The 15,411-nt window shown below is 73.0% G+C and carries 11 protein-coding genes and 1 pseudogene; 7 read left to right on the plus strand and 5 right to left on the minus strand.

Features of this window, described 5'->3' with window-relative positions; all coding sequences use genetic code 11:
- Nucleotides 1–122: 122 nt before the first annotated feature.
- Entirely contained in the window at nucleotides 123–1,277 is a 1,155-nt protein-coding gene (locus E6R60_RS03875) for a N(5)-(carboxyethyl)ornithine synthase (RefSeq protein WP_136324980.1), read from the plus strand.
- Nucleotides 1,278–1,464: 187 nt separating this feature from the next.
- The gene (locus E6R60_RS03880) at nucleotides 1,465–2,097 is read left to right on the plus strand and encodes a response regulator transcription factor (RefSeq protein WP_136325533.1); all 633 of its coding nucleotides are present in this window, start codon (nucleotides 1,465–1,467) and stop codon (nucleotides 2,095–2,097) included.
- A 14-nt stretch (nucleotides 2,098–2,111) separates the two neighbouring features.
- Here E6R60_RS03880 and E6R60_RS03885 read toward each other — a convergent pair whose 3' ends face one another.
- The 3 genes and pseudogenes from E6R60_RS03885 to E6R60_RS03895 all read right to left on the minus strand — a co-directional run bounded on the left by E6R60_RS03885 (nucleotide 2,112) and on the right by E6R60_RS03895 (nucleotide 7,042).
- The gene (locus E6R60_RS03885) at nucleotides 2,112–3,533 is read right to left on the minus strand and encodes an MFS transporter (RefSeq protein ID WP_136324981.1); all 1,422 of its coding nucleotides are present in this window, start codon (nucleotides 3,531–3,533) and stop codon (nucleotides 2,112–2,114) included.
- A 100-nt stretch (nucleotides 3,534–3,633) separates the two neighbouring features.
- Nucleotides 3,634–4,830, minus strand: a complete 1,197-nt coding sequence (locus E6R60_RS03890) for a lipid-transfer protein (protein WP_136324982.1) — start codon at nucleotides 4,828–4,830, stop codon at nucleotides 3,634–3,636.
- A gap of 11 nt (nucleotides 4,831–4,841) precedes the next feature.
- Nucleotides 4,842–7,042, minus strand: a pseudogene (locus tag E6R60_RS03895) (acyl-CoA dehydrogenase).
- Nucleotides 7,043–7,311: 269 nt separating this feature from the next.
- On the opposite strand from E6R60_RS03895, the gene E6R60_RS03900 reads away from it, so the two are divergent.
- The 5 genes from E6R60_RS03900 (at nucleotide 7,312) to E6R60_RS03920 (ending at nucleotide 13,310) form a co-directional block, all read left to right on the plus strand.
- Entirely contained in the window at nucleotides 7,312–9,132 is a 1,821-nt protein-coding gene (locus tag E6R60_RS03900; protein ID WP_136324983.1) for an MFS transporter, read from the plus strand.
- A gap of 295 nt (nucleotides 9,133–9,427) precedes the next feature.
- Nucleotides 9,428–10,072 (plus strand): class I SAM-dependent methyltransferase, encoded by a 645-nt coding sequence (locus tag E6R60_RS03905; RefSeq protein WP_136324984.1) that lies wholly within the window; start codon nucleotides 9,428–9,430, stop codon nucleotides 10,070–10,072.
- Nucleotides 10,073–10,221: 149 nt separating this feature from the next.
- Nucleotides 10,222–11,145 carry an N-acetylmuramoyl-L-alanine amidase gene (locus E6R60_RS03910; protein WP_136324985.1) on the plus strand — a complete coding sequence of 308 codons (924 nt, stop codon included), beginning with the start codon at nucleotides 10,222–10,224 and terminating at the stop codon, nucleotides 11,143–11,145.
- A 263-nt stretch (nucleotides 11,146–11,408) separates the two neighbouring features.
- Nucleotides 11,409–12,185, plus strand: coding sequence for a DUF5336 domain-containing protein (locus E6R60_RS03915; RefSeq protein ID WP_136324986.1), 777 nt, complete (start codon nucleotides 11,409–11,411; stop codon nucleotides 12,183–12,185).
- 114 nt (nucleotides 12,186–12,299) lie between these two features.
- Nucleotides 12,300–13,310, plus strand: coding sequence for an LLM class F420-dependent oxidoreductase (locus E6R60_RS03920; protein ID WP_136324987.1), 1,011 nt, complete (start codon nucleotides 12,300–12,302; stop codon nucleotides 13,308–13,310).
- A gap of 5 nt (nucleotides 13,311–13,315) precedes the next feature.
- Here E6R60_RS03920 and E6R60_RS03925 read toward each other — a convergent pair whose 3' ends face one another.
- Both E6R60_RS03925 and E6R60_RS03930 read right to left on the minus strand, forming a co-directional pair.
- Nucleotides 13,316–14,116: an SAM-dependent methyltransferase gene (locus E6R60_RS03925; RefSeq protein WP_136324988.1), complete on the minus strand. Its 801-nt coding sequence runs from the start codon at nucleotides 14,114–14,116 to the stop codon at nucleotides 13,316–13,318.
- A 236-nt stretch (nucleotides 14,117–14,352) separates the two neighbouring features.
- On the minus strand, nucleotides 14,353–15,399 hold the full coding sequence (locus E6R60_RS03930) for a PHP domain-containing protein (protein ID WP_136324989.1): 1,047 nt from the start codon (nucleotides 15,397–15,399) through the stop codon (nucleotides 14,353–14,355).
- Nucleotides 15,400–15,411 lie beyond the last annotated feature (12 nt).

Genomic DNA, 15,411 nt, shown 5'->3' on the forward strand with positions numbered 1-15,411 from the left:
GGCGCTTGTCAGCTGAAGGGCCTGGGGTGGGCGCCCCTCACGGCACCCGGCCCGAAGGAGCGCTGCCGACCACGTCCGCACGCTTCGGGGTGTGTTAGACAGGTGGTAATCAGAGGGGTATTTTGCAACAGCTCAGGCTCGGAATCATGTCGCAGGCTCGCAAAGAGAACGAGCACCGCCTGCCGATCCACCCAGCTCACTTCGAACGCATCGACGGCGACCTCCGGTCCAGCATCTATCTGCAGACCGGTTACGGAGAACACTTCGGCGTTTCGGACCGTCAGCTTGCACCGCTGGTCGCCGGTTTCCGCTCACGCGAGGAACTGATCGCAGAGTGTGACGTCATCCTGCTGGCCAAACCCCTGCACGAAGATCTGGCGGAGCTGCGGGACGGCCAGGTGCTGTGGGGCTGGCCGCACTGTGTGCAGGACGAAAAGGTCACGCAGGCAGCCATCGACCGCAGGCTCACCCTGATCGCCTTCGAGGCGATGCATCACTGGACCCGGAAGGGCGGATTCGGCCTGCACGTGTTCCACAAGAACAACGAGCTGGCCGGCTACTCGTCGGTGTTGCATGCCATGCAGCTGACCGGGACGACCGGTGACTACGGGCGCCGGCGGCGTGCGGCGGTGATCGGTTTCGGCGCCACCGCCCGCGGCGCGGTGACCGCCCTCAGCGCGCTGGGCGTGCACGACGTGGACGTGCTGACTGCCCGCGGCACCACAGCCGTCAGCTCACCGATCCACTCCGCGCGGATCGTGCGCTTCGACCACGACGTGGCCGACGACACCCAGGACCCCCGACGCAGCATCGCGCTCACCGAGGACGGCCCGGAGCAGCTGGCCGACTTCCTGGCCGGGCACGACATCATCGTCAACTGCGTGCTCCAGGACACCGCTGCACCTCTGACGTTCCTCATAGAGGCGGATCTGCCGAAGCTCGCGCCCGGCACCCTCGTCATCGACGTCTCCTGCGACGAGGGCATGGGTTTCACCTGGGCTCGGCCCACTACCTTCAGCGAGCCGATGTTCACCGTCGGCGACAACGTCCACTACTACGCCGTGGACCACAGCCCCTCCTACCTGTGGGACGCGGCCACGTGGGAGAACAGCGAGGCGCTGATCCCGTTCCTGCGGCCTGTCCTCGAAGGGCCCGCCGGCTGGGAAGGTGACCGCACCATTCGCCAGGCGATCGAGATCCGTGACGGCACCGTCCAGAACCCCGCGGTTCTGGCCTTCCAGCACCGCGCCGAACAGTACCCGCACGCGCTGCTCTGACCGCCGCCATCTGGTCGACGGCAGACCCACGCCGGGTCCACCGTCGACCAGACGCGCCGGACGAGGCACGCTGTCATGCGGCGTCGCTGCCCGGGAGTGGCGTGGCCGCCGGCCGGCGCGGCCCCGGCCGGCCTTGCCGGGACGCGCCCCACCGCCTCACCCGCCCTACCCTGTTCCCGTGAACGAGATGCCGCAGGACCACCGCCCGGCCAAGTCCGTACGGGTGCTGCTCGCCGAGGACCAGGGCATGATGCGCGGCGCGCTCGCCCTGCTGCTCGGCCTGGAGCCGGACATCGAGGTGGTCGCGCAGGTGGGTGCGGGCGACGAGATCGTGGCCGCCGCGCTGACGTCGCGGCCCGATGTGGCGCTCCTCGACATCGAACTGCCGGGCCGCAGCGGGCTGGACGCGGCCGCCGACCTGCGGGAGGAGGTGCCGGACTGCCGGGTGCTGATCCTCACCACCTTCGGCCGGCCCGGCTATCTGCGGCGCGCGATGGAGGCCGGGGCGGCGGGTTTCCTGGTGAAGGACGGCCCGGTCGAGGAGCTCGCGGCGGCGATCCGCCGGGTGCTGGCCGGGGAGACCGTCATCGATCCGGCCCTGGCCGCCGCGGCGCTGAGCGCCGGCCCGAGCCCGCTGACCGCGCGCGAGCGCGACGCGCTGGTCGCCTCGGTGGACGGGGCGACGGTCGCCGACATCGCGCTCAAGCTGCACCTGTCGGAGTCGACGGTCCGCAACTACCTGTCCTCGGCGATCGGGAAGACGGGCACCCGCAACCGGATGGAGGCGGTCCGGGCGGCCCGTCAGCAGGGGTGGCTCTGACGGGTGCCCGGCCCTCAGCTCTTCGCCGACCCGTGGCGCGGCAGCCAGAAGACCATCAGCAGCAGCCCGCCGAGCAGGACGCCGCCCGCCGTCCGGAAGGCCAGGGCGTAGCCGGCCGTGAGTTCCACCGCGTCCGTGGAGCCGGCCGTGCGGGCGGCGGCGACCGTGGAGAGCACGGCCAGGCCGAGCGCGCCGCCCATCGTGCGGGAGGTGTTGACGAGACCGGAGACCAGGCCCGCTTCGCCGGGGGCCGCGCCGGAGATGGCGAGGGAGGCGAGCGGGGTGGCCGCGAGGCCGGTGCCGGCCATCATCAGGACGCCGGGCAGGCAGACCGCCGTGAGGTAGGAGCCGTCGGCCGTCATCGTGGACTGCCAGCCGAAGCCCGCGGCGGCCATCGACGTGCCGATCAGCGCCAGGTTCTTCGCGCCGGTACGGGCCATCAGCCGCGGCGCGCACTTGGAGCCGACCACGATGGCCACCGAGGTGGGCATCAGGGCGAGTCCCGCCCTCAGCGGTGAGTAGTCCAGCACGTTCTGCGCGTACACGGTCATGAAGTACCACATCGAGAACGTGGCCGAGCCGATCACCAGCATCGCCGCGTTCGCCGACGCGACCGCCCGCACCCCCAGCACTCGCAGAGGCATCAGCGGCTTCGCCGTCCGGGCCTCCACCAGGGCGAACAGCGCGAGCAGGGCCACGCCGCCCAGCAGCGGCACCAGGGTCGCGGCGGCGGTCCAGCCCGATTCCTCGGTCTGCACGATGCCGTACGCGACCGAGGCCAGGCCCGCCGTGACGAGCAGGGCCCCCGGGAGGTCGATCCGGCCGCGGTCACCGGCCCGGCCCTCGGCGAGCCACAGCGTCGCGCCGATCAGGACGAGCACCCCGACGGGCACGTTGATGAGCAGGACCCACCGCCAGGACAGGGCGTCGGTGAGCGCCCCGCCGATCAGTCCGCCGGCCGCGCCGCCGCCCGCGCCGACGGCCATCCAGGTGCCGATGGCCCTGGCCCTGGCGGGCCCCTCGGGGACGGCCGCGGTGAGCAGGGTGAGCGTCGCGGGGGCGAGCACCGCCGCGCCGAGTCCCTGGGCGGCCCGGGCGGCGAGCAACTGCCAGCCCTCCTGGGCGAGCCCGCCGGCGAGGGAGGCGGCGGTGAACAGGCCGAGGCCGACGAGGAACATCCGCTTGCGGCCGTACAGGTCGGCGGCCCGGCCCCCGAGCAGCATGAACCCGGCGAAGGCGATGGAGTACGCGTTGAGCACCCACTGCAGCCCGGCGGCGCTCAGCCCGAGGTCCGTGCGCATGGACGGGAGGGCCACATTGACGACGGACACGTCGAGGACGACGAGGAACTGGCCGGTGCAGGCGGCGAGCACGACCGCCCAGGTGCGGGTCCGGGTGCCGCCGGTACGGCGTGTGGGCGTCGAGACGTCAACCATGGGCGTCATACTCGCAGCCGCCCCGCGCCCCGTACATCGGTTTCCGGACCGTTCCGGCCTCGGTCCTGGGGCGTAGGCCCCGGACCGGGCCCTCACCGCCTCAGCGCCGCAACAGGGTCACCACCGCCGCGCCGCCGAGGCCGATGTTGTGGGCGAGCCCGGTCCGGGCGTCCGGCACCTGGCGGGGCCCGGCCTCGCCCCGGAGCTGCCAGGTGAGTTCGGCGGCCTGGGCGATCCCGGTGGCGCCGAGCGGGTGGCCCTTGGAGATCAGGCCGCCGGAGGGGTTCACCACCCACCGGCCGCCGTGGGTGGTGGCGCCGGACTCGACGAGCGCTCCGGACTCGCCCTCGCCGCACAGCCCGAGGGCCTCGTAGGTGAGGAGTTCGTTGATGGAGAAGCAGTCGTGGAGCTCGATGACATCGACGTCGTCGGCGCCGATGCCGGCACTCTCGTACACCTGCCGTGCCGCCTCACGCGACATGGGCAGGCCGACCGCGTCGATGCAGGTTCCGGAGGCGAAGGAGTCCTCGGTGTCGGTCGTCATGGCCTGGGCGGCGATCTCGACGGCCCGCTCGCCGAGTCCGTGCCGGTCGGCGAAGCGCTCCGACACGACGACGGCCGCCGCCGCACCGTCGGAGGTCGGCGAGCACTGGAGCCGGGTGAGGGGGCGGTGGACGGTTTTGGCAGCGAGGACCTCGCCGACCGTGTACGGGTCCTGGAACTGGGCGTACGGGTTGCCGGCCGAGTGACGGTGGTTCTTGGCGGCGACGGCGGCGAGCTGTGCCTCCGTGGTGCCGTAGCGCTCCATGTGCTCCCGGGCGGCGTTGCCGAAGATCTGCGCGGTGGGCGGGGTCGTCTCGAAGCCGTGGGCGGCGGCCATGATGCCGTAGTGCCGGGCCACCGGGGATGTCCTGAAGTCGCCCGCACCGCCGTCGGACCCGCCGTGGCCGAGTGGTCCGCGCGCCATCTTCTCGAAGCCGAGCGCGAGGACGCAGTCGCTGCCGCCCCCCTCGACGAACTGGCGGGCCATCATGAGGGCGGTGGAGCCGGTGGCGCAGTTGTTGTTGACGTTGTAGACGGGTATGCCGGTCAGTCCGAGTCCGTAGACGGCGCGCTGCCCGGCGGTGGAGGGCTGGAAGCAGTAGCCGACGGCCGCCTGCTCAATGTCCTGGTACGTGACCGAGGCATCGGCGAGCGCGGCGGTCCCGGCCTCCTCCGCCATGTCCCAGTACTGCCAGTCGCGGGTCTCCGGCTTCTCGAACTTCGTCATGCCGACGCCGACTATGTAGGCCTTCATATCGTGTCCCTTCAGTCCCGCGGGAGGCCGAGGATGCGCTCGGCGACGACATTGAGCTGGACCTGGGTGGTACCGCCCGCGATGGTGAGGCAGCGGGACATCAGGAAGCCGTGCACCGCCCGCTCCCCCGCCCCTTCGCACACCGCTCCGTCCGGCCCGAGGAGTTCGAGGGCGAGCTCGGCGACCTTCTGCTGGTGGACGGTCTGGACGAGCTTGCGCACGGAGGCTCCGGCGCCCGGCTCGACGCCGGAGACCTGCTGGAGCGTGGTGCGCAGGCCGATGCAGGCCAGGGCGTGCGCCTCGGCGGCCAGGGCCCCGATCCTCGCCCGGCAGGCGCCGTCGAGTCCGGCCGCGCGCTCGATCAGGGCCTCCAGGCCGGTGTCGAAGGCCACCTGGTCGGCCATGTGGACGCGTTCGTTGCCGAGGGTGTTGCGGGCGACCTGCCAGCCGCCGCCGGCCTCGCCGACGAGGGCGTCCGCGGGCAGCAGGACGTCGTCGAAGTACACCTCGTTGAAGAGGGAGTCGCCGGTGATCTCCTTGAGGGGCGGATGTCGATGCCCTCGGTGTTCTTCATGTCCACGAGGAAGTAGCCGAGCCCCTGGTGTTTGGGGGCGTCCGGGTCCGTCCTGGCCAGCAGGATGCCGTGATCGGCCCACTGGGCGGCGCTCGTCCACACCTTCTGGCCGTTGATCCGCCAGCCCTCGGGGGTCCGCTCGGCGCGGGTGCGCAGCGAGGCGAGGTCGGAGCCGGCGCCGGGTTCGGAGAACAGCTGGCACCACAGGAGGTCGCCGCGCAGGGTGGGCAGGAGGTAGCGGTCCTGCTGCTCGGGCGTCCCGTGGGCGATGAGGGAGGGCACGACCCAGGTGGCGATCCCCAGGCCGCTCAGCTTGACGCCCTGCTCACGCAACTCCTGCTGCACGGCCAGCTGTTGTACGGGGCCGGCGCCCAGTCCGTACGGCTCGGGCAGGTGCGGGGCCGCGTAGCCGGCGGGGGCGAGGGCGCGGCGGGCGGCTCCCGGGTCGAGGCCGCGGGCGGCGGCGACGGCGTCGCGGGCGGCCGAGCGATACGCGGCCGCCGTCTCCGGCAGTTCCAGGATGAGTTCGCGGCGCACTCCGCCCGCGGCCAGGCGGACGGCGCGCTGCCGGTGGTCGTCGCCGGGGCCCAGCAGCTGCCGGGCCACCAGGGCGCGGCGCAGATGGAGATGTGCGTCGTGTTCCCAGGTGAAGCCGATGCCGCCGAGTATCTGGATAGCGTCCTTGGCGCAGCTGTACGCGGCGTCCAGGGCGGTCGCCGCGGCGAGCGCGGCGGCCAGACCGCGTACCTCCTGGGGCTCACCGGCCGCGCGGGCGGCGTCCCAGGCCAGGGCACGGGCCTGTTCGACGCGTACGAGCATGTCGGCGCACAGGTGCTTCACGCCCTGGAACCGCCCGATGGGGCGGCCGAACTGTTCGCGGACCTTGGCGTGTTCGGCGGCGGTCTCCAGCGAGCGGGCGGCGGTGCCGCAGGCCTCGGCGGCGAGGAGCACGGCGGCGAGGTCGCGGACGAGGCCGGAGTCGGCGGGCAGGGCCCGTCCGGCGGGGACCAGGACCCGGTCGGCACGGACCGCGGCGGTGGGCCGGGTGGGGTCGGCGCTGCGGTGCGGGCGCACGGTGAGGCCCCGAGTCGCGGTGTCGACGGCGAACCACCGGGTGCCGGTGGCGGAGGCGGCGGGCAGCAGGAGCAGGTCGGCCTCGACGCCGGAGAGGACCGGCGGCGGTTCGCCGTCCAGGAGGTGGCCGTCCTCGCGTGCGACGGCGGTGAGGGTGCCGGGACCGAGCGCGACGGCCCCGATGCGCCTCCCCGCCGCCAGACCGCGGACGAGTTCGCCGGCGCCCGGGGCATGGAGGGCGTCACCCGCGCCCGAGGCGTGCAGGACGGCGGAGGCGAGGGCGCTCGCCAGGTAGGGGCCGGGCAGTGCGGCGCGGCCCGCCTCTTCGAGGACGACGGCGAGGTCGAGGAGATCGCCGCCCCCGCCCCCGTACGCCTCGGGCAGATGGATGCCGAGCAGCCCCTGTTCCGCGAGGCCGTCCCAGTGCGCGGGGCGCGCGCCGGGGCAGGCGGGGGCATCCGCGTCGAGCAGCGAGCGGACTTCGCCGGGCGGTACGGCCCGGGCCAGCCATCCCCGCACGGCCCGTGCGAGCTCTCTGTGTTCTTCGGTGATTCCGATGCCCATGCGGATCCTCGCCGGTCGCAGCCACTGGAACGGCGCAAGAGTAGAACACGTTTCAATCTGACGGAAGGTCAGATGAGGTTCCGGCCGGACCGGGCCGGTCGTCTTGACCTGTTCTTGCCCTGGCCACCGGAATACCGCGGACCCCGCGGAAGGTTCACCCTGCACCTACGTGGCGGTCAGCGCTGACCGCCGGGATCGCAGCCCTGCCCGCCGCAGGGTCCGCACTCCGCACCCGCCCCGCCCTCTTCCGCCGCCCGGAGGCCGCACGCATGCCACAGACGACGTACGAACAGCCCGCCGCGGAGCTTCCCGATCCGGGGGTGTCGAAGGGGGGCCGCGGCATCGTCCCCGTGCTCGCCTTCGCGGGCATCACCGTCGCGGTGATGCAGACCCTGCTCGTCCCCGTCATCAAGGACCTGCCGGCCCTTCTGCACACCGCCCCGTCCGACGCGACCTGGGTGATGACGGCGACCCTGCTCGCCGGCGCCGTGGCCACGCCGATCATGGGACGGCTCGGCGACCTCAACGGCAAGCGGAAGATGCTGCTGGCCAGCCTCGCCGTGATGGTGATCGGCTCGCTGATCTGCGCGTTCACCGACGATCTCGTGATCATGATCGTGGGCCGTGCGCTCCAGGGCTTCGCGATGGGCGCCATCCCGCTGGGCATCGGCATCATGCGCGACGAGCTGCCGCGCGAGAAGCTCGGTTCGGCGATGGCCCTCATGAGTTCCTCGATCGGGGTGGGCGGCGGACTCGCCCTGCCCGCCGCCGCGCTGGTCGCCCAGCACGCCGACTGGCACACCCTCTTCTTCGGCTCGGCCGGTCTCGGCGTGCTGGCCATGGCGCTGACCGTGCTGGTGGTGCCGGAGACCTCGCTGCGCGCTCCCGGACGGTTCGACGTCACGGGCGCGCTCGGCCTCTCGCTCGGCCTGGTCCTCCTGCTGCTGCCGATCACCAAGGGCAGCGACTGGGGCTGGACCTCGGGCACCACGCTCGGCCTGATAGCCGCCAGTGTGGTGGTCCTCGTGCTCTGGGGCGTGTTCGAGCTGCGCAGCGAGGCGCCGCTGGTCGATCTGCGGACCACGGTCCGGCGCGAGGTGCTGCTCACCAACCTCGCCTCGATCATGGTCGGCGTCGCGTTCTACGCCGTCTCGCTGGTCCTTCCGCAGCTGCTCCAGCTGCCGACGTCGACCGGCTACGGCCTCGGCCAGTCCATGGTCGTCGCGGGCCTGTGCGTCGCCCCGCTCGGCCTGACGATGATGTTCGTGGCCCCGCTGTACGCCCGGATCTCGGCCCGGTACGGCCCCAAGGTGTCGCTGATGCTCGGCATGCTGGTCATCGCGATCGGTTACGGGGCCGGGCTCGGTCTGATGAGCGCCGCCTGGCAGACCATCGTGATCGCGGTGCTGCTCGGGGCCGGCATCGGGCTGGCGTACTCCTCGCTGCCCGCGCTGATCATCGGTGCCGTCGACGCCTCGGAGACGGGCGCGGCCAACGGCCTGAACACCCTGATGCGCTCGATCGGCACCTCGGTGTCGAGCGCGGTCATCGGGATGGTGCTGGCGAACACCTCGGTGCGGATGGGACCGGTCACCGTCCCCAGCATGGAGGGTTTCCGGACCTCGTTCATGATCGCGACGGGTGCGGTGCTGGTCGGTCTCGTCCTGGCCGCGTTCCTGCCGTCGCCCCGGAAGGCCGCCGCACCGGTGCTCCTGGCGAGCAGCGCCGCCGACGCGGCCGCGCGCGATGCCGGAGAGCCGCTGCCCCCCGTCCCGCACCCGTTCGCCGACTCCGACGGCTTCCGCGGCCGGGTGCTGGAGGACGACGGGACGCCGGTGGCCGGCGCCAATGTCACCCTGATCGACCGGCACGGCCGGCAGGCCGGGCTCACCACGACGGACGCGCAGGGCCGCTACGCCCTCGCCGCCCCCGGCCACGGCAGCTTCGTCCTGGCCGGATCGGCCGCCGGGTACGCGCCGCGGGCCCGTCCCGTGTCCTACCCGGCGGACGGGCCTCACGGACCTCGGGGCGAGAGCGACCTGGTGCTGTCGGTCAGCGCGCCGGAGCGCCGGACCGCGGCGCGGTCGTGAGCGGATGAGAGAGGTCCGTCCCCGCCGGGAGTTCCCGCGGCTGCGCGCCGCCGGCGGACAGCCGGGCGGGGCGGGCGCCCTGGACCCGCCTCCGTGACACCACCCGGCAGGCCGGTCCGGCAGAGCGCGCCCGGCAGCCGGAAGGAGCTGCCGCCCCCGTGTCCGTGTCATGACCGGCCCTGGCGGAGCTGCCGACCTGTCTCCCGCGGCCGCACACCCCCGCCGACCATGTCGGCGGGGGTGTGCGGCACGATGGGGCGCCGTCGACACGACCCGTCCCACCAGGAGGAACCCCATGGCCGCCGAGCCCAAGCCGGAGATTCTCGCCGCGTTCCAGGCCGCCAAGGGCTTCATGCCGGTGGGTGAGGGGCTCGCGCTGTACGCGGCCGCCGCCGAAGCCGCCGCGCTCGGTCTGCCGCTGCTGGAGGTGGGAACGTACTGCGGGCGCTCGACCATCCTGCTCGCCGACGCGGCCCGTGCGGCGGGGGTCACGGCGCTCACCGTCGACCACCACCGGGGCAGCGAGGAGCAGCAGCCCGGCTGGGAGTACCACGACCCGACGGTGGTCGACCCCGAGGTGGGCCGGATGGACACGCTGCCCACCTTCCGCCGGACGCTGCACGCGGCCGGCCTGGAGGAGCACGTGGTGGCGCTGGTGGGGCGGTCCCCGCAGGTCGCGGCCGTGTGGGGCGGCCGTCTCGGCCTCGTCTTCATCGACGGCGGCCACACCGACGAGCACGCGGGCGGCGACTACGAGGGCTGGGCGCCGCATGTCGCCGACGGCGGGCTGCTGGTGATCCACGACGTCTTCCCCGACCCGGCGCACGGCGGCCAGGCCCCGTACCGGGTGTATCTGCGGGCGCTGGAGTCGGGGGCGTTCACCGAGATCTCCGTCACCGATTCGCTGCGGGTGCTGCGGCGTACGGGAACGGGGATCTGAACCTCTCGGACGCCCTGCGGCCCCGCGGACGCCTTCGTCCGGAGCGGACCGCGATCTCTCCGGACACCGTGCGGCCCCGCGGGCGGCTTCGTCCGGACCGGACCGCGATCTCTCCGGACACCGTGCGGCCTCCCCGATAGCATCGCCGGGTGCGTCACGACGAGAGTGCTCCCCCCACCCACCGCCGCCCGGCCCTCGCGGCCGCCGCGGGTCTGACCCTGCTCTGTCTGGGCGCGGCCGGCTGCGGCGGTGGCGGCGCCGCGCAGGCACAGCCCGGGAAGGGCGGCGACGCGGTTCCGTCCTCGGCGGCCGCGTCCGCGCCGGCCTCCCCGGCGTCGCCGTCACCGGCGCGTACGAGCACGCCCCCGTCGAAGAAGCCCCCTGCCCCCTCACCGTCGGGGCCGCTGTCCGGGAAGACGGTCGTCGTCGACCCGGGCCACAATCCGGACAACCACCTGCACACCGCCGAGATCAACCGCCAGGTCGACATCGGCACCGGGCACAAGGAGTGCGACACCACCGGCACCTCCACCGACGCCGGTTACGCGGAGGCCCGGTTCACCCTCGATGTCTCGCACCGCCTGCGGACGCTGCTCCGGGCGCAGGGGGCGAAGGTGATCCTGACGTACGACGGCGACCGGGCGTTCGGGCCGTGTGTCGACGAGCGGGCGCGGATCGGCAACAAGGCCGGGGCGGACGCGGTCGTCTCGGTCCACGCGGACGGTTCGGCCGTGGGGAACCGCGGCTTCCATGTGATTCTTCCCGCACTGGTGCACGGCGGCGCTGCGGACACCTCGGAGATCGTGGGTCCTTCGCGCGATCTGGGGACCCGGATCGCCGGACTTTTCGTACGCGCTACCGGAAGTGCGCCTTCCAATTACGTCGGCGGCCATACCGGTCTGGACATCCGCAAGGATCTCGGCGGACTGAATTTGTCGACCGTCCCCAAAGTCTTCATCGAATGCGGCAATATGCGTGATCCGAAGGACGCCGCCCTTCTGACGAGTGCGGGCTGGCGCCAGAAGGCCGCCCAGGGCATCGCGGACGGCATCACCAGCTACCTCAAGGGGTAGAACGACCTCGTCCGCACGGGCCGGCGCCTTGCGCGGGCAGGCCTCACGAGGGGGTTCTGCGGTGAATTCGGGAGGATGCCCGCCCAAGGACCGGGCAGGGGCACAACCCGCCCGGGCAGACGATAGATTCATCCGTACGATGGGGGGCCGCTCCCGAGCTTCGCGCCGTACCCGCCGTACCGGTGGCAGCGACGACCGCCCCGACGAGACGACCGACTAAGGACCTTCACGTGAATATCCGCTCCCTCACTCGAGGCGATGGCGTGGTGATCGGAGCAGCGGTCGTGCTGTTCATCGCCTCTTTCCTCGACTACTTCGACTACGGAAGCACCAGCGTCGACGCGCCCAACTCCTGGGACTCCCTGGGCAACGCGATCGGCGTCTACATGGTCGGGGTGATCGGCGCCGCCCTGATCGTGCTGTCCCGCTCGCAGCCCCAGCCGCGCAAGGTCGCCGGTCTCGATCTCGCCCAGTTCGGTGTCGCCGCCACGGTGTTCACCGCGTGGAGCCTGTTCTGGACCATCATCGACCTCGGCCAGATCGACGCGGGCGCCGGCCTGATCCTCGGCCTGATCGCCTCGCTCGCACTGGCCGCGGGCGCGGTCGCCTCCCCGCTGGTGCCGGCCCTCAAGGCCCCGCTGGCAGGCGCTCCGAAACCGCAGGCCGTGCAGCCGCCGTACGGTGGGCAGCCGGGCCAGGGCTATGGCTACCCGGGTGCCCAGCAGCCGTCCTACGGCGGCCAGCCGCAGGGCCAGGCTCCGGCGTTCGGCGGTCAGCCGCAGCCGGGCCACCCCGAGCCGCAGCAGGCCCAGGCGCCCGCCCAGCAGGCGGCGCCCGCCGGTGACTTCACCCCGTTCTGGTTCGCGGTGCCGGTGGCGCGTCCGCTGTACGGCGAGGACGGTTCGCCGGCCCCGATCGCCGAACTGGCGCCGGGCACCTGGTACCTCGCGGTCGAGCAGCGCGGCCCGGGCCTCATCGCCCAGACGCAGGACGGCCGTCGTGGTGTGCTCCAGGACACCACGGGCATCCAGCGGGGCTGACGCCCCGGCGCACGACCCCTCGACAGCGGCCCTCCGCCCCTTCCGGGCGGGGGGCCGCTGCCGTACCCTCCGACTGCGTCTGATGTACCGTCAGTAACCCTTGGAGGCGGCGCGATGCGGCTCGGACTCGCTCTCGGATACTGGGGCCGCGGCCCGAACCCGGCCCACCTGGATCTCGCCCGTCGGGCGGAGGAGCTGGGCTACGCCTCGGTGTGGACGGCGGAGGCCTGGGGCTCGGACGCCTTCACCCCGCTGACCTGGATCGCCGCCCACACCTCCCGCATCCGGCTGGGCACCGCCCTCGCGCAGATGGCGGCCCGCACCCCGACCGCGACCGCGATGCACGCCCTGACCCTGGACCACCTCTCCGGTGGCCGGATGATGCTCGGCCTCGGGCTGTCCGGTCCGCAGGTGGTGGAGGGCTGGTACGGGCGGCCCTTCCCCCGCAGCCCGCTCACCGCGACCCGCGAGTACGTCGACGTGGTGCGTCAGGTGCTCCGCCGGGAGGCGCCCGTGGCCCTGGACGGCCGCTTCCACCCGCATCCGTACCGCGGCCCGGACGCCACCGGCCTCGGCAAGCCGCTGAAGCCGATCACGCATCCGCTGCGTGCCGACCTGCCGGTGCTGCTGGGTGCGGAGGGGCCGAAGAACATCGCCCAGACGACCCGGATCGCGGACGGCTGGCTGCCGCTGTACTGGTCGCCGCTGCGCACCGATGTGTACGAGGCATCGCTGAGCGGCCTCCCCGAGGGGTTCATGATCGCGCCGATGGCCCGCGCACAGGTCTGCGACGACGTGGCGGAGGGACTGCTGCCGGTGAAGGCGATGCTCGGCTTCTACATCGGCGGCATGGGCGCCGCGGCCCGCAACTTCCACGCGGACCTGATGGCGCGGATGGGGTACGAGGAGGAGGCGCGGCGGATCCAGCGGCTGTTCCTCGAGGGCCGGAAGCAGGAGGCGGTGCTGGCCGTGCCGGATGCGTTCGCCGACGAGATCTCGCTCGTCGGCCCCCGCGAACGCATCGCGGAACGGCTGGAGTTGTGGCGCGAGGGCCCGGTGACCGACCTCCTGGTGACCGCACCGGACCCGCACACCCTGCGGGTGCTGGCGGAGCTCAACCGGTAGGACGGCTACCGCTTGGCGGCCACGAATCCCCACTGGTCGACCGGCTCACCGACGACGGGCTCCTCGGGGCGCCACAGACTGATCGAGCCGAAGCCCGGCTCCACCAGTTCGAGTCCGTCCGCGAAGGTCGCCATGATCTCCTTCGGGCGCGAGATGTACGGCATGGCACCGCCACTGGCGTACTCCTCGGACCCGGCCTCGGTCTCCGGAGTCCCGATGGTGTCGCACAGCATCAGGTAACTGCCCGCGGGCAGCGCGTCCAGGTAGCTGCGGAGCAGCGCCGCGGCCTCACCCGAGTCGGCGACGTGTCCCAGGGTCGAGAGCACCATCACGGCCACGGGCTCATCGAGGTCCAGCGTCCGGGCTGCCTCGCGCAGCACCGTCTTCGCGTCCGTCAGGTCCGCGTGCACGTAGTCCGTCGCCCCCTCGGGACGGCTGGTCAGCAGGGCGCGCGCGTGCGCGAGGACGATCGGGTCGTTGTCCACGTACACGATCCGTGCCGTCGGCTCGACGCCCTGGGCGACCTCGTGCGTCGCGTTCGCCGTCGGCAGGCCGGTGCCGAGATCCAGGAACTGCCGTATCCCCGCCTCACCGGCCAGGAAGCGCACCGCCCGGGCCTGGAACGCCCGGGAGGCGCGCGCTATGTCGATGATCTGCGGGTACAGCTCCTCCATCGTCGCCCCGAGCCGGCGGTCCACCTCGTAGTTGTCCTTGCCGCCCAGCCAGTAGTTCCACACCCGCGCCGAATGCGGCGTACCCGTGTCGATCCCGTCCACCGGCGTCGGGGCTCCGTGCCTGTCAGTCATCGGCCCTCTTCAAGTCGTACCTCGGCTGCGCGGACGACCCCCCGTACCGCGCACGCCCATGCTTCCTCACCAGCAACATCCGCACCAGCCCCGCCCGAGCCCAACTCCCCCGCGAGGCGCGACGGCAGAGCCGGAGGCCGCCGCGGGCCGGGCCGGAGGCGCGCCGAGGAGGGCTGCCCGCCGCCCGTCCGGGCCGGGCCCTTGAGGCGTGACGCCGCGTTCCAGTCCGACGAGGCTCAGGAATCCGCCTGCGGGCCGGCGGGAATCCGGCCCTCCCGCGTCCAGCCGAGGAGTTCGTCCGCCGTCCAGGTCGTGACGACCCGCTCCGCCGGGACGCCGCACTCCTCGGCGCGGGCGCAGCCGTAGATCTGCCAGTCGAGCTGTCCGGGGGCGTGGGCGTCGGTGTCGACGGCGAACAGGGTGCCCGCGTCCACGGCTTGGCGCAGCAGCCGCCGGGGCGGGTCCAGTCGCTCGGGCCTGCTGTTGATCTCCACCGCCGTGCCCGCCTCCGCGCAGGCGGCGAAGACCTCGTCCGCGTCGAACCGGGACTCCGGGCGGCCCCGGCCGGTGACCAGGCGTCCGGTGCAGTGGCCGAGGACGTCGGCCGGGGGGTTGCGGACGGCGGCGACCATGCGCCGGGTCATCGGGCCGGGGTCCATCCGCAGCTTGGAGTGCACGGACACCACGACGAGGTCCAGCCGTTCCAGCAGCTCCTCCTCCTGGTCGAGGGTGCCGTCGAGGTGGATGTCGCACTCGATGCCGGTCAGCAGCCGGAAGGGGGCCCACTGCTCGTTGAGTTCGGCGACCAGATCGAGCTGGTGCCGCAGCCGTTCGGGCGAGAGCCCGTTGGCGACCGTCAGCCGGGGCGAATGATCGGTGAGCACCGCCCACGCGTGGCCGATCTCCGCCGCCGCGCGGCCCATCGCCTCGATCGGGCTGCCGCCGTCCGACCAGTCGGAGTGCAGGTGGCAGTCGCCGCGCAGCAGGGCCCGCAGCCGCTCACCGCCCCCGGCGAGCGGGCCGCGCTCCTCGGCCTCCCTCTCCAGCCGCTCCAGATAGGCGGGGGTCACTCCGGCGACCGCCTCGCGGATCACCTGGGCGGTGCGGGGGCCGATGCCCTTGACCTGTTCCAGGGAACCGTTCGTCACCCGCTGCACGACCTCGCCGTCGGGCATCGCCGCAACGGCGTGGGCCGCGGTCCGGAAGGCCTGGACGCGGTAGGTCTCGGCCCTGTCCCGCTCCAGCAGGAAGGCGATCCGTTCCAGGGCCCGGACCGGGTCCATGGGCACCTCCTG

Origin of the sequence: Streptomyces sp. A0642, from assembly GCF_004795105.1 — a bacterium.
Lineage (GTDB): Bacteria > Actinomycetota > Actinomycetes > Streptomycetales > Streptomycetaceae > Streptomyces.